We start from the raw sequence: 23,529 nt of genomic DNA on the forward strand, positions 1-23,529 counted from the left end.
GGTACGGCCGTCCCGGCGCGGGGCGTCGGAACGGCCGTACCGGCGTGGTCGGGTGACCGGCTACTCGTAGCGCAGCGAGTCCACCGGGTCGGCCCGGGCCGCCCGCGCCGCCGGCAGGGTGCCGGCCAGGAAGGCGATCGTCATGACCAGCAGGATGATCGCCGCGATGGAGAGCGGGTCGAAGGCGATCAGGGTGAGTCCGGGCAGGTCCGCGAGGAACGAATCGGCGAGCATGGAGCTGATCACGGTACCGGCCAGCATGGCCAGCGCCGCGCCGACGGCGCTGCCGACGAAGCCGATGAAGGTGGCTTCGAGGCTGAACAGGCCGAACACCCGGCCGCTGCCCATGCCCATCGCCTTCATCAGCCCGATCTCGCGGGTACGTTCCTGCACCGACATGAACAGGGTGTTGACGATGCCGAAGCTCGCCGCGAGCAGGGCGATGACGGCGAAGGCGTTGAGCACCAGGACGATTCCGTCGATGATGCTCTTGAAGGTGCCGAGTTGGTCGTCGACGGTGACCCCGTTGTATCCGGCGTCGGCGAGGCGGCCCTTCAGGGCGTCGACCTCCTGTTCCGTGGCGTCCGGGTCGAACCAGACGCTGGCCTGGGCGTACCGCTGCGCCTCGGCGGCGGACAAACCGGTGTTCTGGGCGTCGAAGAGCGTGTCGGTGAGCGTGGCGTTGGGGAGGACACTGGCGCCCTCCGGGGACGCGAAGGACTCCTCGGCCACTCCGACGATCGTCGCCTCGACCACCTGGGCGGTGCGCTCCGCGTCGGTGATCGCGATCGACACGGTCTGCCCGAGCGCCGCGCCGGCGTCGGCGAAGCCGAGCGGCTCGACGTACGAGGTGGGGAGCACGACCTGCGGCTCGGTGGAGGAGTCGTCGGGTTCGGCCCCGGCGGCGAGCTGGATCTGCTGCCCGGCGACGATCCCACCGACGGTGACGACGTACTTCGGGCCCGTGCCGGCCTGGATGTAGTCGGGCCGGACCGCCTTGCTCGCCTGCACGTCGCGCACGCCGTCGATGGCGGCCAACGAGTCGAGATCCGCCGGGGTGAGCGCCACGACCGTCTGCCCCGGCGGGCCGGGCTGCGCGGACGCCACGGTGTCCGGGTCGTACTCGACGGGCCCGGAGGAGTTTCCGAAGCCTTCGGAGCCCTCCGAGGGCTTGACGACGGTCATCACGTCCGAGGCGCCGATGGCGGTCACGGTGTCGTCGATGTAGTCGTTGATGCCGGTGCCGAGCCCGTTCGTCAGGGTCAGCGTGAACGCGCCGATGAAGATCGCGAGGATGGTCAGCAGGGTACGGGTCTTGGCGCGGAAGGCGTTGCCGGCGGCCGAGCCGACGAGGTCGGAGATTTTCATGCCGGCACCGCCACGGTGTCGTCCACCAGCTGACCGTCCCGGACCAGGACGCGGCGGTCGCAGCGCGCGGCCAACTCGTCGTCGTGGGTGACCACGATGAGCGTGATGCCGTGCTGCCGGTTGAGGTCGAAGAGAATGTCCTCGACCACCGCGCCGGTGGCGGAGTCGAGATTGCCGGTGGGTTCGTCGGCGAAGATGACCCGAGGATTGTTCACCAGTGCCCGGGCGATCACCACCCGTTGTTTCTGGCCACCGGAGAGATTCGCGGCCTTGTTCTTCGCCTTGTCGCCGATTTCGAGCTGCTCCAGCGCTGCCAGGCCCCGGCGTTTACGTTCGGCACGGCCCACTCCGGCGATTTTCAACGGTAGCGTCACGTTTTCCAGCACCGAGGCGCCCGGGGTCAGGAAGAACTGCTGGAAGACGAAGCCGAACGTCTTGTTGCGGGTCTCGTTGAGCCGCTTACCACGCAGCGTACGGGTGTCGACACCGCCCAGGGTGACGGTGCCCGAGGTGGGCGCGTCCAGCAGTGCGAGAATATGCATGAGGGTCGACTTTCCGGACCCGCTCTTACCAAGGATCGCGATGCTCTCACCATCGGCGATGTCGACGCTGACGCCCTTCAGGGCGTCGAAGCTGTTCGCCCCGCGACCGTATGTCTTGCGCACGTCCGCGGCCGAGATGATCGGGCTTTCCATAGGGTTCCTTTCGCAGTTCGGCCAGCGGCTGGCTGGCGACTCCATCGTTGCCCTGCACCCACCTCCTCGACGTCCCCCCGCTGCGGATACCCGAATACCGCGTTCGCGGTATCCCGGTTGCCGCGGAAGGAGTACGCACACCGCCGGGGGGAGCGGCAGAATGAGGCGGTGACGTCGACAGCCACCGCGGCGGACCCCAGGATTCCGCGCCGCAGAGCACCCTGTTGGGTGGGGGACGTCGTCGCCGGGGTGGCCATCGTCGCTGCGGCGTTCACCCCGTTCGACATCGGGGAGTTCCGGCCGGGCAGTCACGCCGTCACGGCGGTGGTGATCGCCCCGGCCGCGCTGCTACCGCTGCGACGGCGGTGGCCGATCCCGGTGCTCGCCGGCTGCCTCCTGCTCTACGGCGTCGCGGCGTCCACCGGCATCCTGGCCCCTGGTGCCGTGCTGGCCACGGCGATCGCCCTGTTCCACGTCGCCAACCGGATGGACCGCCGGACCACCCTCACCGTGACCTGTGCGACCGTCGTGGCGATGGCCCTGCTCAGCCTGCTGTCGGTGATCGGGAACGTCTTCGATCCCCGGTCCCTGCAGTTCGCCGTGATGATCGCGTTCGCCGCTGCCGCCGGTGACGCGACCCGGTCCCGACGGGAGTACCTGATCGCCGTCATCGAGCGCGCCGAGCGCGCCGAGCAGACCCGTGAGTCGGAGGCCCGCCGGCGGGTGACCGAGGAACGGCTGCGGATCGCGCGTGACCTGCACGACGTCGTCGCCCACCAGATCTCCGTGATCAGCCTCAACGCCGGGGTGGCCTCGTCCACCCTGCGAACGCGGCCGGAGCGGGCGGAGCAGTCCCTCGGTGTGATCCGAAGCGCCGCCCGGACGGTGCTCACCGAGATCGGCGACCTGCTCCGGGTGCTGCGCGCCTCCGACGACGACCCGGCCAACCGGGCAGCCGTCCCACAGCCCGGTCTCGACCAGCTCGACCGGCTGGTCCGCGGGTTCGTCGAAGCCGGACTCAGCGTCTCGGTACGGACCACGGGAGATCTCTCGACGGTCACCGGCGCCGTCGACGTGGTCGCGTACCGCGTCGTCCAGGAAGGCCTCACCAACGCGCACAAGCACGGCACCGGGCACCGGGCACACGTCCTGATCGAGCTCGGTGACCAGCAAGTCACGGTGGTCGTCACCAATCCCGCCCCGCTCGGGGCGGCGGACGACCGGCCGGAGGCGGCATCGGGCGGCCACGGCCTCGTCGGCCTGCGGGAACGCGTCGCCTCCGTCCGCGGCGTCGTGGAGACCGGGTTGTCGACCAGCGGCTTCCGGCTCGCCGCCTGCCTACCCCTACCGAAAGAGGATCCGCGGTGACGACCGTGCTTGTGGTCGACGACCAGCCACTCATCCGTCAGGCCGTGACAGACATCCTGGTCGACCAGGCAGGCATCAGGGTCGTCGGGGAAGCGGTAAACGGCACGGAGGCGGTGGCGCTGGCCGCCTCGCTCCGCCCCGACGTCGTGTTGATGGACATCCGGATGCCGGAACTCGACGGCATCGGGGCCACCGCCGCGATCTGCGCCGACCCGACGTTGGCCGAGACCCGGGTGCTCATCCTCACCACCTTCGAGGAGGACGAGTACCTGGTGGCGGCCCTGCGGGCCGGTGCGAGCGGGTTCATCGGCAAGGGCGCGGAGCCCGAGGAGATCGTCCGGGCCGTACGCGCGGTGCACGCCGGCGACGCGCTGCTCTCGCCGGCTGCCACCCGCAGCCTCATCGAGAAGTACGTGCTGGCCGCCCCCGACCTGGCCCTGGCCAGGACGCACCGGCCGAACCCCGCCGCCGAGAAGCTGGAGCAGTTGACCGACCGGGAACGGGAGGTGCTGCTGCTGGTGGCGCGGGGCCGGTCGAACCAGGAGATCGCCCGGGAACTCGTCATCTCACCGCACACGGCGAAGACCCACGTGAACCGCATCATGGCCAAGCTGTACGCGCACGACCGGGCCCAGCTGGTCGTGCTCGCCTACGAGAGCGGCCTGCTTCCCGTACCCGGGCAGTCAGCCTGAGTGGCGGCGGGACGCGGGTCGGGCAGCACCGTCCGCCGGCAGGCGCCGTGACCAGGGACAACCACCCCGCAACAGCACCGCAACACCCTTGACATCGATTGGTGTGTCCGGCGACACTACCGACGCTAATTCGATTTAGCGTCCGAACCAGACCAGGAGATCCGCAACCGGCCACGCACCCCCCACAGAGGAGTTCCTTCAGTTGAGGACAACGATCGGAAGACGCCGACTCGGGCGCGCCGTCACGGTGCTCGCCTGCCTGTCCCTCGGCGCGGGCGCCGTCGCCCCCGCTCCGGCCGTCGCCGGCAAACCCCGGCCCGCGACCGCCGAGGGGGCGACCGTCACGGCGGACCGCCACTCGCCGACCGGGTACACCGTCACGTTCGTCTACCGCAACCCGAACGCCACCCAGGTACGCCTGGCCGGCGACCTGACCCTGCTCGACGTCGGCACCGGCACCACCCGGTACCAGCCGGAGGAATGGAAGCCGGGGCGGTACCACGCCGGCGGGACCGAGTTCCTGCGGGACATGACCAGGGACAAGCGGGGAAACTGGACGGTCTCGCTCCCGCTGCACGCCGGCGGCCTCAGTTACTGGTACCGGGTCTGGGACCCGAGCCGAGGCTGGGAGAACAAGCGCATCTGGGATCCCGCCTCGACGAACCCCAGGCCCCCGGGCGAGTCCTCGTTCCGGGTCCGCAACAACGACGTGCTCGACGCGGTGTACGTGCCGTACGCCGAGAAGCAGAACGACCCGGTGCTCAAGGAGCGGGCGGCGTACGAGCTGCCGGCGGCCAGGCGCTCGCAGCGGGGCACCGTCCAGTACATCCCCTACACCACGATCCTCGGCGACAGTGGGCACCACCTCGGCGTCTACCTGCCGGCCAACTACGACGCCAAGCGTGCCGAGCCGTACAAGGTCGCGTATCTCGCGCACGGCATCTTCGGTGACGAGACCGACTTCATGGTCCCGGCCAACGTGCCGAACATCCTGGACAACATGACGGCCAAGGGCGAGATCGAGCCCACCGTGGTGGTGACCGTGGGCAACCACTTCACCGGCACCAGCCTCGGCTTCGCCTCGTACAACCAGACCAACGCCGCCAACAACCTGGTACGGACGGTCCTTCCCCTCATCGAGAAGAAGTACAACGTCTCCACCGACCGTACGGGGCGGGCCTACGCCGGGTTCTCCTACGGCGGCATGACCGGCGCCCACGTCATCCGGGGCTACCCGACCACGTTCGGGTACTTCGGACACTTCTCCGGCAACCCCTCGCTGACCACCCAGGACTACGACGACGTCGCCGCCGCGGTAGGCGACGACGACCTCTTCGTCTTCCTCGGCAACGGGGTCTTCGAGGGCAGCCTCGACGTCCAGAACGCCATCGCGGACAACTTCCGGGCCCGCGGGTACGCCGCCGAGACGGCCCAGGTTCCCGGCGCACACGACGGGATGACGGCCAGCCAGCTCTTCACGATCTTCGCCCGGGACCACCTGTGGTCGGCCGGCACCGGCGCGGTCGGTACGGCGAAGACCGTGGTGAAGGCGAAGGCCGCCCCCGCCTCGGTCGTCCGGGGCGGCACCTTCACGCTCGACGTCGAGGTGCGGGCGCAGTCCCGGCACAAGAAGTCCCCGACGGTGACCGGCGAGGTCGTGGTCACCTTCGGCGGCACCACCCAGGCGGTGGCGTTGGCCGGCGGCCGGGCCGTGGTCACGCTGCCGACCGCCGGACTGTCGGCGGGGACGTACCCGGTCCACGTCGCCTACTCCGGTGACCCGACCTACGCGCCCGCCGCCGCGCTCCACCAGCGGCTGCGGGTCCGATAAGCAGGGGGCGGTGGTGGACCGGCGACCCCGGTCGCCGACCCACCACCGCCATCGGTTCCGCCAGGGGCCGCCGTCACCCGGGACTGCTCGCCACCTCGGCCGGCAGCCGGACGGTGAACACGCTGCCCTCGCCGAGCACGCTCTGCACCGTCAGCGTGCCACCGTGCGCGCTGACCAGGTGCTGGGTGATCGCCAGCCCCAGGCCGCTGCCGCCGGTGGCCCGGTTACGTGACCCGTCCGCCCGCCAGAACCGCTCGAAGATCTTCGGCAGGTTCTCCGGCGCGATGCCCACCCCGGTGTCCCGTACCGTGATCGTGGTGTCGCGGGCGGCGACGGTGACCGAGCCGCCGGGCGGGGTGTGGCGGATCGCGTTGGAGACCAGGTTGCCGACGATCTGACGCAACCGCACCGCGTCGACCGGCAGCACCGGATCGTCGTCGATCCGCGTGCTCAGCTCCACACCGGCCGCCTGGGCGGTGCCCCGGTGGCTCTCCACCACCTGGGTGAGCACGTCCCCGACGTAGGTCGGCTCGGGGTGGATGCGCAGCGTGCCGGCGTCCGCCGCCGCCAGGTCGGCCAGGTCGTCGATGATGTGCTGGAGCAGCACCGCCTCCTCGTGCAGCAGGCCGAGCAGTTGGGCGTCGGTCGGTGCGAGGTCGTCCTGGGCCGCCTCCAGCCAGCTGCGGATGTTGGTCAACGGGGTACGCAGCTCGTGCGCCACGTCGCTGACCATCGCCCGCCGCTGGGCCTCCGCCCGGTCCCGGCGCTGGATCGAGTCGTTGAGGGCGCGGGCCAGCCGGCCGATCTCGTCCGGGGCGGTCACCGGAGCGGGCCGCTGCCCGTCGACGGCCTCGGTGAGCACCCGCAGCGGACGGACCAACCGGCGGCCCACCAGCACCGTCACGACGATGGTGGCGACCAGTACCGCACCGGTCACCGCCACGACGCGGGCGGTGTTCTCGCCGGACAGGGTGAACGTGGTCTGGTCGGTGCCGCTGTCCGGGGCGGTGATGAACAGCAGCACGGCCGGGGCCACGTACGGCTGCAGCAGGGTCCGCCGGGACTTCTCCACACAGCCGTCGAGCCGGGCCGGGCCGGTCGTCCTCACCTCGGTCCCCAGCGCCTCCTGCGGGATGGGTCGTTGGCTCCGTTCGCCGTCGACCACGGCGACCACGTACGCCGAGAAGTCGGGCAGCACCTCCAGCTGGTGGCGTTTCTCGTCCAGGTCGAGGCAGCGGGCCGCCAGCCGGCCCAGCGAGCGCAGCGTCTTCGCCTCGGAACGGGTGGCCGTCGCCAGCGGATCCGGACCACAGGCACCCGCCGCCACACCCAGGCCCGGCGTGGCCAGGACCACCTCGGGCCGGCCGTTGGGCTGCTCCTCGATGCGCGCGTCGAACCCGGACTGCCGGAGGCAGGCCAGTTGCTTCTCGGCGCGCTCACGCAGTTCGACGCGATCGGCGGGGGTGAGCCGGAACGGGCCGACCGCCCGACGGTCGATGCGGTCGGTGCCGCCGGTCAGACCGAGGTCCAGGTTCAGCGGATCCACCACGGCGGCCGGCCGGGCGGTACGCAGCGACGGGCCGGGCATCGTGTCCACGATGACCGTCCGGTCCTCGGTCGTCAGGGTGATCCGGCGGTCCAGCTCGGCGGCCCGTCGTTCGAGCACGGGACGTACGCCGGACCAGTCCGGGTGACCGGCGGCGTAGTCGACCAGCAGGTCGTACACGCTGGTGTTCTCGGCGAGCGAGCGGCCCTGCTCCTGGCTGATCGCCCGGGTGGCGGTCCGGGTGGCCAGCCAGGCGGTAGCGGCGATCGCGGCGATCGCGATCAGCACCGAGGTGACCAGCAGCCGGGTCACCAGGCTGTGCCGGATCGGCACCCGCCGCCCGCTCACCGCGGCGGCGCCGCGACGGTGCTCAGCTTGTAGCCCACCCCGAAGACGGTGACCAGCCAGGCCGGGCGCTGTGGATCGCGTTCGATCTTGCGGCGCAGGTTCATCAGGTGTACGTCGATGGTCCGCTCGGTGGAGTTGCGGTCGATGCCGTGGGTGTGGTGCAACAACTGCGCCCGGCTGAATACCCGGTTCGGCTGCTCCGCCATCGCCGCCAGGATGGCGAACTCGCCACGCGTGCAGGCCACCCGGACACCGTCCACTGTCACCTGGTGCGCGGCGGTGTCGATTTCGATCGGGCCGATCCGGCGCGGACCGGTCCCGGCCACCACCGGCGCGCCCCGGCCCGCCCGCCGCAACAGGGTACGGACCCGGGCCATCAGCTCCCGCGGGCTGTACGGCTTGGTCAGGTAGTCGTCGGCACCGATCTCCAGGCCGGTCAGCAGGTCGTCCTCGGTGGTGCGGGCGGTCAACATCAGCACCAGCACGTCGGACTCCCGGCGCAGGGCCTGGCACACCCGCAGGCCGTTCAGCACCGGCATCATCACGTCCAGCACCAGCAGGTCGGGGCGGGTCCGGCGGGCCGTGTCCAGCGCCGCCCGGCCGTCGTGCACCACCGTGACACCGTGACCCTCTGCGGTCAGGTACCGGCGTACCACCTCGGCCTGGCGGGGATCGTCGTCGGCGACCAGAACCTGTGCGCACATGGCGGCGATGATAGGTGCCGATTCCCGCCGGTGGGGCTTCGGCCGCCATACCTGACAGGTTCCTAACGACCGCTGGACACCCTCGTCGGCATGCATCCGTTGCCTGACGCCCCGACCGAGTTCATTCCACGGGTGGCCGATCCGCCCCACCGCCGGCGCGGCGTGCGGTGGCTCGTCGTGGGGCTCGTGGTGGCGGGACTGGCGGTCGGGTCCGGGATCGCGGTGACCCGGCACCGGGCCGCCGCCGAGCCGAAGCCGGAGCGCACGACCGCCGCCGCGACCGCACCGATCGAGCGCCGTGACCTCTCCACCACCAGGACGCTGCCCGGCACCATCGGGTTCGGCGCGACCCGCCCGTTGGCCGGGCACCTGGCGGCGACGGTGACCTGGCTGCCGGAGGCCGGCGTCACCATCAAGCGGGGCGGGCAGCTGTTCCGGGCCGACGACCGGCCGGTGGTGCTCTTCTACGGCAGCATGCCGTTGTACCGGGACATCGCCGGGGCGAACCTGGTCGGCCGGGACGTGCGGATCGTCGCGGAGAACCTCGCCGCGCTCGGCTACGCCACCGGCCGGCAGCCCGCGTCCGGCGAGCGGGTGCCCTCACCCGCGCCCACCGGCAACGCCACCACCGGTCCCGAGACCGGACCCCGCCGGGTACGCGACGGCGAGGGCGTGCTCACCGCGGCCCTGACCGCGGCGATCAAACGGTGGCAGGAGGATCTCGGCGTACCGGCGACCGGCACCATCCCGGTAGGACACGTCGAGGTCGCCAGCGGGGCGGTCCGGGTCGACTCGGTCACCGGGCAACCCGGTTCCCCGGCGAACGCGCCCCTGCTCGCGGTGACCGCCGTCCGCAAGGTGGTCACGGTCGGCGCCGAACTCGCAGACGCCGCCACGGTCAAGCGGGGGGACCGGGTCCGGGTCGGCCTGCCCGACGACCGTACGGTCCCCGGCCGGGTCCTCTCCGTCGGGCGTGCTCTCGCCGCGGCCGACAACGGCCCCGTCACCGGCCCACAACTGTTGACCGTGACGGTCGCCGTCGACAAGCCGCAGACCATCGCCGACCTCGACTCCGGTGAGGTGCGGGTGCACTTCGCCGGGCGTACCGCCACCGACGTGCTGGTCGCGCCGGTCGAGGCGTTGGTGGCACTGCGCGAGGGAGGCTACGCGGTGCAGACGCCCGGCGGGCTGGTGGCGGTGCGCACCGGCATGTTCGCCGACGGCTGGGTCGAGATCACCGGCGACGGGCTGACCGAGGGCACCGAACTGGTGGTACCCGAATGAGCGGGCGACCCGTGCTCTCGGTGCGCGACGCGTCGATGGTCTATCCGGGCGGGGTCACCGCGTTGGCCGGGGTGAGCCTGGACGTCACCGCCGGGGAACTGGTGGCCATCGTCGGACCGTCCGGTTCGGGCAAGTCGACCCTGCTCAACATCATCGGCACGTTGGACCGCCCCACCTCGGGCACCGTCCACATCGCCGGCCGGGACGTCGCGACGCTTGCCGACCGGCGACTGTCCGCCCTGCGGGCCCGGGAGATCGGCTTCGTCTTCCAGCAGTTCCACCTCTCCGACGGCCTGAGCGCGGCCGACAACGTCGCCACCGGTCTGCTCTACGCCGGGGTGCCGCGTCGGCAGCGGCGGGAGCACGCGGTGCGTGCCCTGGCCCGGGTCGGCCTGGCGCACCGCACCGGGCACCGTCCACCGCAGTTGTCCGGCGGCGAGAAGCAGCGCGTCGCGATCGCCCGCGCCCTGGCCAACCGCCCCTCGCTGGTCCTGGCCGACGAACCGACAGGCGCGCTGGACACCGCCACCGGGCAGTCCGTGCTGCGGCTGCTGCGGCGGCTCAACGAGGAGGGCACCACCATCGTGCTGATCACCCACGACCGCGACATCGCCGCGGCCCTGCCCCGGCGGATCGAGATCCGCGACGGACGGCTGGTCCGCGACGACACCGGGCCGGCAACCCGGCCGTCGGCACCCGCCGGTCCGGTGGCCCGGTGACGGACTCACGCCGGTCCGGTGGCCCGGTGACGGACTCACGCCGGTCCGGTGGCCCGGTGACCGGGCGGTTCGACGGGGCGCCACGGCCGGTCCGGTTGGGCGTGGCGGACCTGCTCGCACTCGGCTCGACGGGCCTGCGGACCCGTCCGCTGCGGGCGGCGCTGTCGGCGCTGGGCATCGCGATCGGCATCGCCACGATGATCGTGGTGACCGGCATCCCGGCGTCCAGTCAGGCCGCGCTGCTGACGCAGCTGACCGCGCTCGGCACCAACACCCTCCAGGCGACGGCCGTGGAGCGCGACCCGCCGGCCCGGCTGCCGGAGTCGGCGGTGGGGATGGTCCAGCGCATCGGTCCGGTCACCGCGGTCAGCGCGGTCGGCAACACCCACACCCTGGTACGCCGCAACGACCAGCTGGACGCCCTGGACGGCTCCGGCCTCACCGTGCTCGCCAGCCGCCTGGACCTGCTGCCCACCATCAACGCCCGGATCCGGACCGGCAGGTGGCTGACCCCGGCCACGGCGAACTTCCCCACCGTCGTGCTCGGCTCGGTCGCCGCCGGACGGCTCGGCATCGTCGACCTGCCCACCGGCCAGCCCGCGCCGCAGGTGATCATCGCCGACCGGCGGTTCACCGTGATCGGGGTGCTGGCCGAGACCCCGCTGTCACCGGACATCGACCGGTCGGTGCTGGTCGGGTGGGAGGCGGCCCGCAGCGAGCTGCGCTTCGACGGTCATCCGACGGTGATCTACGTCCGCTGCGAGGAGTCACAGTTGGAGGTGGTCCGGGGTGTGCTGGCCGAGACGATCTCACCGGAGAGACCGGGCCAGGTGGTGGTGAGCCGGCCCTCGGACGCGTTGGCCGCCAAGCGGGCGACCGAGGGCAGCTTCTCCGTGCTCTTCCTGGCCCTGGCCGGGGTCGCGCTGCTCGTCGGCGGGATCGGGGTGGCCAACACGATGGTCGTCTCGGTCCTGGAGCGACGCGCCGAGATCGGCCTGCGACGGGCCCTCGGGGCGACCCGGGGGCAGATCCGGGGGCAGTTCCTGACCGAGTCGGTGGTGCTCGCGGTGCTCGGCGGCCTGGTCGGCACGACGCTGGGACTGCTCGTCACCGTCGGGTACGCCAGCTGGCAGGGGTGGCCGCTGGTGGTGCCGGGCGAGTCGGCGGTCGTCGGCGTCGGCGGGGCCGTCGTGATCGGCGTGCTCGCCGGCGTCTACCCGTGTGTACGCGCGGCCCGGCTGCCCCCGACGCAGGCCCTCGCCGCCGGCTGAGCAGCCGGACGGACGAAGAAGCGCGGCGGCCGGGGAATCCGGCCGCCGCGCCTGCTGTCAGTCGCCGGGTCACTTGAACTCGGCGGCCACCTTCCGCTCGCACTCCGGCGCGAGGTCCAGGCCCATGCTGATCGAACGGGAGTCGTTCTGGTCACCGCCGAAGGCCAGGGAGATGCCGTCCTCGTCGACCTCCACGTACCTGACGCCCTGGGCCTTCAGGCACTTCATCACGTCGAGCGCGAAGTCCCGGGCCTCCGGGTTGGCCGGGTCCTTCTCCCACGGCGGCAGCGGATAGAACTGCGGCTCGCAGACCCGGTTGGCCGCCTCGAACGTCTCCATCTCGGCCTCGCTGGTCGGCCTTGGCGCGCTGCCGTTCTTGCCAGGGATGCCCTGCTCGGCCATGCACGCGTTGTACGGCCCGAGCATCGCCAGGAACTCCTCCGACGTGGTGTCGAGCCGCTGGCGCGGACGTTCCTTCTTCGGCTCCGCGGAGCCGGTGCGTTCCGGTTCCGCGGTGGCCAACGTGGCCACCTGCGGCGCGTCGTCCTTCGCTGGCGGCCTGGCGTCCGCGCTCCCGCAGGCCGACAACGCGACCAACGCGACGGCAGCTACCAACAGCACCCGACTCCTGCGCATGGCATCGCCCTTCGTCTCCGGTCGGCCCGGGACGCTCCCGGTCCGTTCCGGCCCACCTCCCGGCGGACTGGAGCCAGCCTGTCGGGCCCACGTGAGGAAGATGTCAGGTTCGCCGACCGGCATCGACCCGGACAGCGCGGCGCGCGGATGCCGGCGTCACCGCTGCGGTGACGCCGGCACCGTCCGTGCTGGTTACGGGGTGACCACCCGGCCGCCGAAGGTCACCACGAGGCGACCGTCGGAGGCGAAGGACCAACCCAGGGCTCCGGTGTACGCGGAGCACCGGGAGCCGTTGGAACCGGACCAGAACTGGTTGGAGCTGTCGGCGTTGCCGATGATCCGGTCGTTCGAGCCGCTGTCGCAGGAGGTGTTGTTCCGGAACACCGAGGAGCCACCGTCGAAGTTGAAGTTGCGCTCGGTGTTGCCGATGTTGGCGTTGTTCGACACCGTCATCGTGCCCGGGTTGCGGTTGTAGGTGAACCCGTGCTTGCCGTTGTCGTAGGCGATGTTGCCCCGGATGGTGTGGTTCACCGCGATGTCCTCGCCGCCGAGCTTGAAGCCGTTGCGGTCACCGTTGCCGGCCTGACCGCCGTTGCTCAGCGTGCCGTTGCCGTACGCCAGGGAGGACTCGATGGTGATCGCGCCGATCGCCCCGGTGTCGCTCTTGGTGTAGAGGTCGTACCCGTCGTCGATGTTGTTGTGCGAGACGGTGTAGCGGAAGACGTTGCCCGGGCCGACGGTCAGCTTCGGGGCGAAGCCGTCGGCGTCCTCACCGTCGGAGTCGACGTTGTCGTGCGACTCCGTGCTGACCACGAGGTTGTTCGACGGCCACTGGTCCCGGGGTGCGTTGGCGATCAGCCGGGAGAGCTGCAGCCCGGAGTCCCGGTTGTGCCGGGTCACCACGCGCTCGATGATGTTGTTGTTGCCGGCGAGCAGGATGCCGTTGTCCCCGGCCCGTTCGACGACGATGCCCCGGACGTGCCAGTACGACCCGCCGATGGCGAGTCCCCGGTTGGCCGGGTCCTCGCTCTGCGCCGAGAAGTTCAGGACCGGGGTCTCGCCGGCGTACGCGAAGATGTTCTTGCGGCCGCTCGACGTGCCGTTGTTGCCCTGCCCGATGGTGATGGTCTGCGAGTAGCGGTAGGTGCCACCGCGCAGGAAGATCGTGCCGCCGGGGGCGATCCGGGTGATCGCGGAGGTGAGCGTGGTCGGGTTCGCAAGCGTGCCGGCCGCGCCGTCGGTGCCGGTCGGTGCCACGTACAGGGTGCCGCTCGACGGGGGTGGGGTCGACGGCGGAGGCGTGCCCGGCGGGGTGGTGGGTGGGGTCGTCGGCGGCGGGGTGGTCGGCGGGGTGGTGGTGCCGGCGGCGTACGTCTCGAACTCGGCGATCCGCGGCGTGCCGCTCGCCCCGGTGATCTCGAAGTTGATCTTCCGGAGCGAGGTGGCGGTGAAGGATACCGCTCCGGCCCCGGTACCGCTGGCCAGGACCGCGCCGTTGTCGTTGTTGACCAGCCGCCAGGAGCCGATGACCCCGACGGCGCCGGCCGCTTCCCTGATGTTGACCGAGGCCACCGTGGTGGCCGCACCCCACTTGATCGAGATCCGGCCGGTCGAACCGGACGGCGACCACCAGGTGCCCATGTTCCCGTCGAGCACGTTGCCGTAGCTGGTGCCGCTGGCCTTGCTGGAGCCGTCGGAGCCAGCCCCGAGGCTGAGGTTCGTCGCGTTGGCGTTTACCGACGTGCCGGCGGGGCCGTCCGCCGCACCCGACGCCTGGGTCACCGGCAGCGCCGCAGCCACCACGGCTGCGGCGACCACGGCGGTACCGCCGGCAAGAAGCCGGTGTCGCACGGAAGTTCTCACGGTGGGACTCCTCGCAAGTGAGCAGGTGGCTACGTCTTCGCGCCCTCAGCCTGGCCATAGAGCGAAACATCGATGTAACACCACCGTAGGAAAGCGCTTGCCACCCACGCAAGGGCAGAGACGTGCAGGTTTGTTGCAGGATCGGGACCGCAGCTACCCGCGCGCGGCGGCGCGGCGCCCGCCGATCTCCCGGACGGCGAACCACGCCAGTGGCACCAGGGCGCTCGCCGCCAGGATGGCCGCCGGCAGCAGCCATCCGACGCCGCCCACGCCCGTGGCGACGAAGCCGGTCACGAAGGCGAGCACGGCGGCGGCAACCGCGTAGGCCCGGCCGGAGCCACCCCCGAAGCTCCGCTCCCGGCGCAGGCGCCACACCCCGTAGAGCTGCACCACCATCAGCACGAACGCCGGCGGCAACAGCGTGGAGACCAGCATGACCCCCGGCGGCCAGGGGTCGCGCACGTACTGGTCCTCGACGGTCACGAGGTGCCCGCGCCACGTACCCACCCGCACGGTCTGCCCCTCTTCGACGGTGAGGTAGGCAGCCCGGTCCCGCAGCACGGAGGTCCGCTCACCGCCGCCGGGCAGCCGGTACCGGACCTCCTGCACGCTGCCGCCGCCGTACCCGTCGTCGAGGCTGCGGTAGCCGACCGCCACGGCCTCGGCCTGCTGCACCACCAGGGTGCCCGCCCGGTGGGCCCCGGACGCGCCCAGCTCCACGTAGCCACGGTGGCCGAGATAGGCCAGGAGGACGAGAGCGACCACACCGGAGGCCACCGCCAACCAGAGACGGTCGCGGGCCTCCTGCCGGCCGACCGGCGGTACACCACCACGCCTGCGCTCGGGGGTCATGTCCACCATGCTAACGAAGCACGGCAACAGCAACGACCCAGTCGATCACCGAACGTGATCACGGTTGGTCGATGGTCGCCGATGGGGCCCGGCACCGGTGGCACCGGGCCCGTCCGCTGCCCCGTCTCCTCCCGTTATCCGGTACGCCCACCCGAACCGCGGTCCCGCAGCCCCCGCAGCACCGCCGTGACCACCGCGGCGAAGGTCGGATCGGCGAGGAAGGCGTCCATCGTGATCCGGGTACCGAAGCTGTCCCGCACCGCCTGGCACAGGGCGAGCGCACCGATGGAGGTGCCACCCGCGTCGAAGAAGTCCTGCGCCCCGGGGCTGTCCGCCGGCGCCCGACCGAGGGCCCGCCACCAGAGCACCGCGAGCCGGTCGTTGAGCGGCGACGGGGGAACGGTGGCGCCGCCCTGCGCCGAGGCCAGCCGGGCCAGCGCCACCCGGTCCACCTTGCCGTTCGAGGTCAACGGCAGACTGTCCACGGTGATCGCGCGGTTCGGCAGGAACCGGGCGGGCAGCCGGTCGCGCAGGAAGTCCCGCAACTCGGCCACGCCCATCGTGGCCCCGGCGGCGACCACCAGGTAGGCGATCAGGTCCTGGTCCCCGGCGGGCGTGCGGTACAGGTCGACCACGGCGTTGCGCACGTCCGGGTGCAGCCGCAACGCGACCTCGATCTCGCCCGGCTCGATCCGGTTCCCGTGCAACTTGATCTGACGGTCCACCCGGCCGAGGAAGTCGAGGTTGCCGTCCGGCAGCCAGCGCACCAGGTCACCGGTGCGGTACACCCGGGAGCCGGGCGGGCCGTGCGGATCCGGCTGGAACCGCTCCGCGGTCAGCGCCGGCCGGTGCAGGTAGCCGCGCACCACCCCGTCGCCGCCCATCCGCAGCTCACCGGGGACCCCGTCCGGGGTCAGGTCGCCGAACTCGTCGGTGACGTAGGCGGTGAGGTTGGTGAGCGGCCGGCCGATCGGTGGTCGGCCGGGCGGCGCCGGGTACGGGAAGCGGTACTCCGTCGAGGTCACCGTCACCTCGGTCGGGCCGTAGATGTTGTGCACCTCCCGCTCCGGGGTCCGCCAGCGCGGGGCGAGGTCACCGGGCATCTCCTCGCCGCCGACGTTGAGCATCCGCAGGTCTTCGAAGCCGTCGAGATCGAGCAGCTGCGGGATGACCGGTGGCAGGTCGGCTGCGGTGATCCGCTCGGTGCGCAGCACCACGGCGAGTTCCCTCGGGTCGTACAACGCGGCCCGTGGGGCGTGCACCAGCGTCGCGCCGTTGGCCAGGGTGGCGAAGATGTCGAAGACGCTCACGTCGAAGCAGGGGTTGGCGAACTGCAGGATCCGGTCCCCCGGCCCGATCGGGAACCGGTCGCGGCAGTGCAACACGTAGTTGACCGCCGAGCCGTGCTGCACCAGCGTGCCCTTCGGCCGCCCGGTGGAGCCCGACGTGTAGATCACGTACGCGAGCCGGTGCCCGTCGATCGCAGGGGTCCGGCCCGGCTCCGGCGCGGTGCCCTCCGCTGCGGTGTCCTCCGGCGCGCGGCCCTCCGGTGCGGTGGCCGGCGGTGCGCCGCCCGGGTCGGCGGGGTCGACGATGACGGTACGGACGCCGGCCGGCAGCCGCGCGGCGAGCGTCGCCGTGGTCACCACCAGCCCGCACCGGGCGTCGCCGATCTGGTAGCCGAGCCGCTCGACGGGATGGTCGGGGTCCAGCGGCATGTAGGCACCGCCGGCCCGCAGGATCCCGAGCATGGTCACCGGCAGCGCCGGCCCCCGCTCGAACAGCACCCCGACGATCTCCTCCGGCGCGATCCGCAGCTCGGTCAGGGCCGCTGCCACCCGCTCGGAGCGGGCCCGCAGCTCGCCGTAGGTGTAGCCCCGGCCGTCGAAGCGCAGTGCGGTCGCCCCGGGAGTGCCCGCCGACCATTCGTCCACCAGCTCGACGAGGTTCCGGGACCGCCGGTCGTCGCCGGTGGACACCGGGCCACGACCCGTCTCGACCAGTCCGCGCACCTCCTCGGGGTACAGCAGCGTCGCCGATCCGACCGCGGCCTCCGGGTCGGCGACGGCCTGGCCGAGCAGGTGCAGCAGGTGGCCGCCGACCGCCCGTACCTGCTCGGCGGCGAAGAGCGCGGGTTGGTACGCCAGGCGTACCCGCAGGCCGTCGGGGCCACCGGTGAACGCCCACACGGCCAGGTCCAGCCGGCCCAGAGCCGGGGTGACCAGAGCCGCGCCGGCTGCTTCCACCAGCGCGACAGTGGTCTGGAACAGCGGATGGCGGCCCGGCTCCCGGGCGGGTGCGGCGGCCCGTACGACGTCGGTGAACCCGGTCCGGTCGAGGCTCGCCCGGGCCAGGCCGGCGGCGGCGTGCGCGGTCAACGCGCGCCAGCTCAGGCCGGTCACCGGCAGGTGCAGGACGGCCGGGGTGGCGACGACGGAGGTGTCGATGCTGGAGGTGGCGTGGGTGGAGGTGCCGTCGGCCGGCGGCCGGCGCAGGGTACCGAGCACCGCGGACCGGCCACCGCCGCCGTACCGGCTGAGCAGGACACTCCACGCGGCAGCCAGCACGGCGAGCAGTTCGTCACCCGACCTGGCGGTCAGGGTGGCCGCGAGGGTCGGGGGGAGGTCGACATCATGGGTCGCGGCGGTCCATGTCGCCGGTCCCGTGCGGTCCGCGCCGGTCCACAGGCCGGTCGTCCCGCCGGCCGGCGGCGGTGTCGGATCGACCACCGCCGCGTCGGACGCGCCCGGACCGGCGCTTTCCGGGTCGCTCCCCGCCGGTCCGGCCCCGGCCGGATCGGGAACGGCCGGATCGATGTCGGCCGGATCGGTGCCGGCCGGGTCGATGTCGGCCGGGTCGTCGGTGGGGGTCCGGGCCGGATCGGGTCGGTCGGCGGGGGGCTGGCCGGCGGCGGTGGCGATCGCGGTGAGCAGGGCCGGCGCGGTCCACTCGTCAACCGCGATCCGGTGCCCGACCAGGAGCAGCTCGTCGGGACCGTCGGTACGGCGCAGCAACGCCACCCGGACCGGGCAGTCGGTCGCCAGCTCGAACCGCCGCTCGACCAGCTCGGCCGACTCGGTCTCGGTGGGATCGGTCAGCACGGCCGGGCCGGCGGGGACGGCATTCGGCTCGGACCACCGGATCGGGCCCTCGGCGCCGTCGGCCCAGCGGTGGCGCCAGAGGTCGTGCTCGGCGGCGACGGCACGCAGCGCCACGTCGAGACGGGCCGGTTCGACCGGGGTGTCCAGGGCGGTCCGGGCCACCACGTGTACGGCTCCGGCCCGGTCCGACCACCGGTGGGCCAGCCACCAGGGCTCCTCGGCCGGTGCCAACGGTACGGTCCGGTGTGCCGTCGGCGCGGCGGTGGCTGCCCGGCCGGCACCAGCCCGGCCAGCGGCGTAGGCCCGCCGGTCGATCCGCGCAATTCTCTCCACCACTCACCGAGACTCCCCCCGCGCGGGTGACCGAGGCAGTCGGGTATCCACCTGACTGCCCTGGCAGGGGGGTCGTTGCGAGCCTGGGACCAGTCCACATCCGTCGGCGATCCGGCGATCTTGCGGGCAGGCCGCCGACGGCGTGCGTGTCCGCCGGCAAAGGCGAGGTACGGCATGAGCAAGTCGACCATCGAGGGCAGCGAACAGCGGCACACAGCGATTGCTCGCCTCACTCTCTCCAGCGCTGAGCGCGAGGAGCTGACCGGCCTCGTCGACGAGGCGCTGACCGGACCGCAGGCGCTGCCCGTCGAACACCAGCTCGGTCGGCTCGCCGTGCTGGCCCACCGGCTGCCGGAGCGGGTCCGGGAGACGCTCACCGAGTTCCGGCTCACCGGCCGGCCGTACGGCGGTCTGGTGCTGGCCGGCCTGCCGCTCGACGAGTCGGCCCTCGGCCCCACCCCGGCCAGCTACAGCGAGGTCACCGACCGGCCGGAGCTGCACCGGGCGACCGCCCTGCTGGCGCTGCTCGCGTCGCTGCTCGGTGACCCGTTCTCGTTCCTCAGCCAGCAGAAGGGTCAGCTCTTCCTGGACGTGTTCCCGGTGACGCAGCACGAGAACGACCAGCTCGGTTCCAGCTCGGCGGTGGAGCTGGACTGGCACAACGAGGACGCCTTCCACGAGGACCGGGCGGACTGGATCATGCTGCTCTGCCTGCGCAACCACGATCTGGTGCCGACCACCTTCGCCACCACCGAGGCGCTGCCGTTGGACGCCGAGACGGTACGGACGCTCTTCGCCAGGCGCTTCGTCATCCTGCCCGACGAGTCGCACACCGCCTCGTTCAACCAGGCCACGACCGGGGTCACCGACGACGCGATGCAACAGCTGGCCTTCGACCTGATCGCCGACCTGAACACCGGCAAGCACCAGATCCCGATCCTGACCGGCGACCCGCAGGCCCCGATGATCCGGATCGACCCGGCCTTCATGCAGCGCGACCTGGGTGACGAGGAGGCGGAGCGGGCCCAGCAGGTCCTCATCGACACGTTCGCCCGGCGGATGACCGACGTGCCGCTGACCACCGGGGAACTGCTGGTCGTGGACAACAAGCGGGCGGTGCACGGCCGACGGCCCTTCAAGGCCCGCTACGACGGCACCGACCGCTGGCTGCGCCGTACCAACATCACCGCCGACCTACGGCGCACGGAGGGTCGACGCGGTGGCAGCCACGGCCGCGCCGTGGTCTGACCCGCTGCGGCCGGTCCGACGCGGGCCCAGGCCGGCTCGGTGCCGGTCCGGACCGGTCGGTGCCGGTCCGGCTGGGTGCGGTCAGTCGGCGACGGTGTGACCGGCGTCGTGCAGGGCGGTCAGCGCGTCGGCGCGCCGATCCTCCGGCACCAGCACGAGGTCGGCGTGGTGGGTGGACGCGACGAAGACCGGCACCCCGGCCTGCGCCAACGGCACGAGCAGTGCGGAGAGCATGCCGGGCAGGTCCACCGGATGGGCCTGGTCACCGGTGTAGAGGGCGATCCAGGTGCCCTCGGCGGGCTTCTCACCGGCGGCCACCGGCCGGATCACGGTGAGCCCTTCGGGGGCCCTGACCAGGGCGATCCACTCAGCCGGGGGTACGGAACCGTCGGCAGCCAGCTCCATCGTGCATCGGCCGGGCAGCACCCGCAGTCGCTGGCTGGTGTCGGAGGTTGGCACGCTTGTACCCTACCGGCCCATCGCCGGCGCTCCGCCGCGAGCGTCGGCCACCTCGATCGACAGGAGTCCCGTGCCCGCCGTCATCCGTCACGTCACCATCGACTGCCGTGAGCCGTACGCCCTGGCCCAGTTCTGGAGTGTGGTCACCGGTTTCCCGCTCGACACCGAGGACGAGCCCGGCGACGACGAGTGCGCGGTGGTCCCGCCGGACGGGGGATCACCGGTGCTGCTCTTCGTGCAGGTGCCGGAGGCCAAGGCGGGCAAGAACCGGGTACACCTCGACATCGCGCCCCGCTCCGGCACCCGTGACGAGGAGGTCGAGCGGTTGCTCGGGGCCGGGGCCAGCCTGGTCGACGACCGGCGCAAGCCCGACGGCAAGGGCTGGGTGGTGCTGGCCGACCCCGAGGGCAACGAGTTCTGCGTCGAGCGCGGCGAGGCCGAACGAGCGAACGACAAGCCGTCCGGCACCTGACGGACCTCGGCCGGCACGCCGGTGCGTCGTCAACGCGCCGTCAGGCGCCTGACGGACCGTCGGCGAGCATCGCGCGTACCTCCTCCTCGGAGAGCCGGCCGACGGAGAGCGCCAGTTCGGCCGCGGCGGTGACGTCGACGGCCGCGGCCCGCCCGGCCTCGACCAGGAACTCGGCCTGCGCCGCCACGGTCGGCAGCTCGAAGAGGGTACGCACGGGCAGCTCGACCGCGAGGGTGTCGCCGGTGAGCGCGGCGATCCGCATGGCGGCGACGGAGTGCCCGCCGAGCGCGAAGAAGTCGTCGTGCACGCCGACCGGGCCGACCTGCAGGACCGAGCCCCAGATCTCGGCGAGCACCGTCTCGACCGGATCGCGCGGCTCGATGTGCCGGTCCGGGGTCACCCGCTCGGTGCCGGTCGGGTCGGACCGGCCGGTGCCGAGCAGTTCGATGCTGTCGTCGACGGCCTGGCGGGCGGCGAGTCCGGAGCGCCACAGCCGGGTCCCGGACGGTGTCGCCGGGTCCACCCCCGCGTAGGGGTGGTCGACCAGGTCGTCCGGACCACCGGGGCGTCCCGCGAACGCGTCGGGCCCGGCCGCCAGCAGGAGTTCGCCGGGGGTACCCGGGGCGACCAGCCGGCCGTCCGGATCGACGATCGCCGCCCGGCCACCGGGCAGCAGCCGGGCGGCGATCCGCGACCCACGCCACGGACCGAGCACCAGCGTGGGGCCGCCCGCCACGACCCCACCGAGCAGGGCGACCGTGGCCAGGCCGGGTGCCCTGGCCGCGAACCAGCCGGCCACCGCCTCGGACAGTGGACCGTCGACGACCAGCCGGCGCAGCGCGGGCAGCGGGCCGGTCTCCGGCAGCGCGGCGAGGCGGGCCAGCTCCGCCGCCGGCCCGGCCAGCACGGTGACCTGCTCGGCAAGCGCCAGCCGGGCCCACTGCGCGGCGTCGGCCACCCGCTCGACCGACGGCTCGACGGAGCCGGCGCCAGCCGACAGTACGACGGAGCCGGCGCCAGCCGACAGTACGACGGAGCCGGCGCCAGCCGACAGTACGACGGAGCCGGCGCCAGCCGGCGGTACGACGGAGCCGGCGCCAGCCGGCGGTACGACGGAAGTGGCACCAGCCGCGCGGACGTGCCAGGACCAGGCGGCGGACGCCGGGCTGTCCGGATCGGACAGGTCCAGCACCCGGTCGTCGGGCCGGAGTGCGGCGTGCTCGGCCAGCACGCCGACCCAGCGGCGCAGCGCGGCCGGGGACAGGGCGGCCACCGCCGGGTCCGCAGAGTCACCGGCATCCGGGGAGCCGGCCAGGTCCGGAAAACCGTCGGCGGCCGGGCTGTCGGCCGGGGCGGCCGGTGCCGGGGTCGGGCCACCGGCGGTCAGCGCCCGGCGCAAGTCGGTCGGGTCGAGCGGGGCGAGCTGCGACAGTGGCCGGTCCCCGTCGGTCGTGGCGTCCTGCAGCAGCGCCACGAACCGGTCCCACAGCCGCTGCACGGTCGCCGAGTCGAACAGGTCGGTGGCGTACTCGCAGAAGCCCTCGATCCGCTCCCCCGCGGCCCAGAGCTGGATGTCCAGGTCGAACTGGGCCACCCCCCGGGCGACCAGGCCCGCCTCCGCGGTCAGCCCGGCCAGTTCCGGCTGCGGCATCGGGGCGTTCTGCACCCCGAACATGAGCTGGCTCAGCGGCTGGTGCCGCAGGTCACGCGGGCGTGGCCCCTGCTCGACGATGCGGTCGAAGGGCAGGTCCTGGTGCTCGAAGGCACCCAGCACGGCCGTCCTGGTCCGGTCGGCCAGCTCCGTGAACGACGGTTCGCCGGCCACCGACACCCGGATCGGCAGGACGTTGAGGAAGCAGCCGATCAGGTCCTCCACCTCGGGGGTACGGGTGGCGACGCTGGTCGTGACGAGCACGTCGGTGCGGCCGGTGGACCGGGCGACGACGGCCTGGAAGGCGGCGAGCATGACCACGAACGGGGTGCTGCGCAGCCGACGGCTGGTCGCGGTCACCGCCGCCACCAGCTCGGGCGGGAGCGCGACCGGCAGGGTGGCCCCGGCGAACGAGGGCACGGCCGGCCGGTCCCGGTCGCCGGTCAGCTCCAGCGTCGGCGCCGCCCCGGCCAGCGTCTCCCGCCAGTACGTCTCCAGCTCCGCCACCTCCGGGCCGGCCAACCGGTCGTGCTGCCACACCGCGTAGTCGACGTACTGCACGGGTGGTTCGGGCAGCTCGGGCGACCGGCCGTCCCGGGCGGCGGTGTACGCGGTGGACAGGTCCCGGACGAACACCGCGCACGACCAGGTGTCGGCGACGGCGTGGTGGAGGGTGACCGCCAGGACGTGCTCCTCGGCGGCACGCCGGTAGAGGTCGAGGCGCACCGCCGACCGGGTGAGGTCGAACGGCTCGGCGACCGCTGCGGTGAGCCGGCAGCGGACCGCCTCGACGGTGCCGGCCGCCGGATCGGCGCTCAGGTCGTGCTCGGTGACCACCGGCCCGGCCCCGGCGTCGACCAGCTGCACCGCCTCGCCGTCCAGCACGGTGAACGTGGTCCGCAGCGACTCGTGCCGCTCGACCACGGCGGAGACGGCGGCGGTCAGCGCGGCGGTGTCCAGCGGTCCGTGCAGCCAGAGCGCGAACGCGACGTGGTACGTCGCCGTGCCCGGGTGCAGCCGCTCGAAGGTCAGCAGCCCCTGCTGGGCGTACGAGGTGGGAAAGATCATCGGCTGCATGGGCGCTCCAC

General features: G+C 72.6%; 18 protein-coding genes. 8 read left to right on the plus strand and 10 right to left on the minus strand.

Annotated features, from left to right (window positions below):
• Nucleotides 1–60 precede the first annotated feature (60 nt).
• Both GA0070617_RS28590 and GA0070617_RS28595 read right to left on the minus strand, forming a co-directional pair.
• The gene (locus GA0070617_RS28590) at nt 61–1,368 is read right to left on the minus strand and encodes an ABC transporter permease (protein ID WP_091445373.1); all 1,308 of its coding nucleotides are present in this window, start codon (nt 1,366–1,368) and stop codon (nt 61–63) included.
• Nucleotides 1,365–2,063 (minus strand): ABC transporter ATP-binding protein, encoded by a 699-nt coding sequence (locus GA0070617_RS28595; protein ID WP_091445375.1) that lies wholly within the window; start codon nt 2,061–2,063, stop codon nt 1,365–1,367. The genes GA0070617_RS28590 and GA0070617_RS28595 overlap by 4 nt, the downstream gene beginning before the upstream one ends.
• Nucleotides 2,064–2,291: 228 nt before the next feature.
• Between GA0070617_RS28595 and GA0070617_RS28600 the strand changes: the two genes are divergently transcribed.
• The 3 genes from GA0070617_RS28600 to GA0070617_RS28610 all read left to right on the plus strand — a co-directional run bounded on the left by GA0070617_RS28600 (nt 2,292) and on the right by GA0070617_RS28610 (nt 5,954).
• Nucleotides 2,292–3,431, plus strand: a complete 1,140-nt coding sequence (locus GA0070617_RS28600; protein ID WP_217628882.1) for a sensor histidine kinase — start codon at nt 2,292–2,294, stop codon at nt 3,429–3,431.
• The gene (locus GA0070617_RS28605; RefSeq protein ID WP_091445379.1) at nt 3,428–4,123 is read left to right on the plus strand and encodes a response regulator; all 696 of its coding nucleotides are present in this window, start codon (nt 3,428–3,430) and stop codon (nt 4,121–4,123) included. The genes GA0070617_RS28600 and GA0070617_RS28605 overlap by 4 nt, the downstream gene beginning before the upstream one ends.
• Nucleotides 4,124–4,325: 202 nt before the next feature.
• Nucleotides 4,326–5,954: an alpha/beta hydrolase-fold protein gene (locus tag GA0070617_RS28610; protein ID WP_139135800.1), complete on the plus strand. Its 1,629-nt coding sequence runs from the start codon at nt 4,326–4,328 to the stop codon at nt 5,952–5,954.
• 73 nt (nt 5,955–6,027) lie between these two features.
• Here the strand turns inward: GA0070617_RS28610 and GA0070617_RS28615 are convergent, their stop codons facing one another.
• Together GA0070617_RS28615 and GA0070617_RS28620 are read right to left on the minus strand one after the other, a co-directional pair.
• On the minus strand, nt 6,028–7,848 hold the full coding sequence (locus GA0070617_RS28615) for a sensor histidine kinase (protein ID WP_229688255.1): 1,821 nt from the start codon (nt 7,846–7,848) through the stop codon (nt 6,028–6,030).
• A complete protein-coding gene (locus GA0070617_RS28620; RefSeq protein WP_091445383.1) occupies nt 7,845–8,552 on the minus strand; it encodes a response regulator transcription factor in 708 nt (235 codons plus the stop codon). The genes GA0070617_RS28615 and GA0070617_RS28620 overlap by 4 nt, the downstream gene beginning before the upstream one ends.
• A 90-nt stretch (nt 8,553–8,642) precedes the next feature.
• On the opposite strand from GA0070617_RS28620, the gene GA0070617_RS28625 reads away from it, so the two are divergent.
• From GA0070617_RS28625 to GA0070617_RS28635, 3 genes are read left to right on the plus strand one after another with little or no spacing between them, the layout of a single operon-like run.
• Nucleotides 8,643–9,836: an efflux RND transporter periplasmic adaptor subunit gene (locus GA0070617_RS28625; RefSeq protein ID WP_091445385.1), complete on the plus strand. Its 1,194-nt coding sequence runs from the start codon at nt 8,643–8,645 to the stop codon at nt 9,834–9,836.
• Nucleotides 9,833–10,555 (plus strand): ABC transporter ATP-binding protein, encoded by a 723-nt coding sequence (locus GA0070617_RS28630; RefSeq protein WP_091445387.1) that lies wholly within the window; start codon nt 9,833–9,835, stop codon nt 10,553–10,555. The genes GA0070617_RS28625 and GA0070617_RS28630 overlap by 4 nt, the downstream gene beginning before the upstream one ends.
• 26 nt (nt 10,556–10,581) lie before the next feature.
• The gene (locus GA0070617_RS28635) at nt 10,582–11,826 is read left to right on the plus strand and encodes an ABC transporter permease (RefSeq protein WP_229688256.1); all 1,245 of its coding nucleotides are present in this window, start codon (nt 10,582–10,584) and stop codon (nt 11,824–11,826) included.
• A 69-nt stretch (nt 11,827–11,895) separates the two neighbouring features.
• Here the strand turns inward: GA0070617_RS28635 and GA0070617_RS28640 are convergent, their stop codons facing one another.
• The 4 genes from GA0070617_RS28640 to GA0070617_RS28655 all read right to left on the minus strand — a co-directional run bounded on the left by GA0070617_RS28640 (nt 11,896) and on the right by GA0070617_RS28655 (nt 18,614).
• Complete coding sequence (locus tag GA0070617_RS28640; protein ID WP_139135801.1) at nt 11,896–12,447, minus strand: hypothetical protein; 552 nt, start codon at nt 12,445–12,447, stop codon at nt 11,896–11,898.
• A gap of 207 nt (nt 12,448–12,654) precedes the next feature.
• Nucleotides 12,655–14,325 carry a right-handed parallel beta-helix repeat-containing protein gene (locus GA0070617_RS28645; protein ID WP_229688257.1) on the minus strand — a complete coding sequence of 557 codons (1,671 nt, stop codon included), beginning with the start codon at nt 14,323–14,325 and terminating at the stop codon, nt 12,655–12,657.
• A 153-nt stretch (nt 14,326–14,478) separates the two neighbouring features.
• The gene (locus GA0070617_RS28650; protein ID WP_139135802.1) at nt 14,479–15,177 is read right to left on the minus strand and encodes a hypothetical protein; all 699 of its coding nucleotides are present in this window, start codon (nt 15,175–15,177) and stop codon (nt 14,479–14,481) included.
• A gap of 134 nt (nt 15,178–15,311) precedes the next feature.
• On the minus strand, nt 15,312–18,614 hold the full coding sequence (locus GA0070617_RS28655; RefSeq protein ID WP_091445397.1) for a non-ribosomal peptide synthetase: 3,303 nt from the start codon (nt 18,612–18,614) through the stop codon (nt 15,312–15,314).
• A gap of 171 nt (nt 18,615–18,785) precedes the next feature.
• Here GA0070617_RS28655 and gntD point away from each other — a divergent pair, with 171 nt between their 5' ends.
• Complete coding sequence (gene gntD, locus GA0070617_RS28660; RefSeq protein ID WP_091445400.1) at nt 18,786–19,859, plus strand: guanitoxin biosynthesis L-enduracididine beta-hydroxylase GntD; 1,074 nt, start codon at nt 18,786–18,788, stop codon at nt 19,857–19,859.
• A gap of 81 nt (nt 19,860–19,940) precedes the next feature.
• On the opposite strand, the gene GA0070617_RS28665 is transcribed toward gntD, so the two are convergent.
• Entirely contained in the window at nt 19,941–20,318 is a 378-nt protein-coding gene (locus GA0070617_RS28665; protein WP_217628883.1) for an ACT domain-containing protein, read from the minus strand.
• A 70-nt stretch (nt 20,319–20,388) separates the two neighbouring features.
• Between GA0070617_RS28665 and GA0070617_RS30915 the strand changes: the two genes are divergently transcribed.
• Entirely contained in the window at nt 20,389–20,790 is a 402-nt protein-coding gene (locus GA0070617_RS30915; RefSeq protein ID WP_091445405.1) for a VOC family protein, read from the plus strand.
• Between the two features lie 40 nt (nt 20,791–20,830).
• Here GA0070617_RS30915 and GA0070617_RS28675 read toward each other — a convergent pair whose 3' ends face one another.
• Nucleotides 20,831–23,518, minus strand: coding sequence for a condensation domain-containing protein (locus GA0070617_RS28675; RefSeq protein ID WP_091445408.1), 2,688 nt, complete (start codon nt 23,516–23,518; stop codon nt 20,831–20,833).
• Nucleotides 23,519–23,529 lie beyond the last annotated feature (11 nt).

This window comes from Micromonospora yangpuensis (genome assembly GCF_900091615.1).
In the GTDB taxonomy this organism is placed as follows: Bacteria; Actinomycetota; Actinomycetes; order Mycobacteriales; family Micromonosporaceae; genus Micromonospora; species Micromonospora yangpuensis.

What these genes read in the sequence shown, in the direction of transcription:
- GA0070617_RS28630 (WP_091445387.1), top strand. Translation starts at nt 9,833, where the DNA reads ATGAGCGGGCGACCCGTGCTCTCGGTGCGCGACGCGTCGATGGTCTAT.
- gntD (WP_091445400.1), top strand. Translation starts at nt 18,786, where the DNA reads ATGAGCAAGTCGACCATCGAGGGCAGCGAACAGCGGCACACAGCGATT.
- GA0070617_RS28675 (WP_091445408.1), bottom strand. Translation starts at nt 23,518, where the DNA reads ATGCAGCCGATGATCTTTCCCACCTCGTACGCCCAGCAGGGGCTGCTG.
- GA0070617_RS28595 (WP_091445375.1), bottom strand. Translation starts at nt 2,063, where the DNA reads ATGGAAAGCCCGATCATCTCGGCCGCGGACGTGCGCAAGACATACGGT.
- GA0070617_RS28625 (WP_091445385.1), top strand. Translation starts at nt 8,643, where the DNA reads ATGCATCCGTTGCCTGACGCCCCGACCGAGTTCATTCCACGGGTGGCC.
- GA0070617_RS28650 (WP_139135802.1), bottom strand. Translation starts at nt 15,177, where the DNA reads ATGACCCCCGAGCGCAGGCGTGGTGGTGTACCGCCGGTCGGCCGGCAG.
- GA0070617_RS28620 (WP_091445383.1), bottom strand. Translation starts at nt 8,552, where the DNA reads ATGTGCGCACAGGTTCTGGTCGCCGACGACGATCCCCGCCAGGCCGAG.
- GA0070617_RS28590 (WP_091445373.1), bottom strand. Translation starts at nt 1,368, where the DNA reads ATGAAAATCTCCGACCTCGTCGGCTCGGCCGCCGGCAACGCCTTCCGC.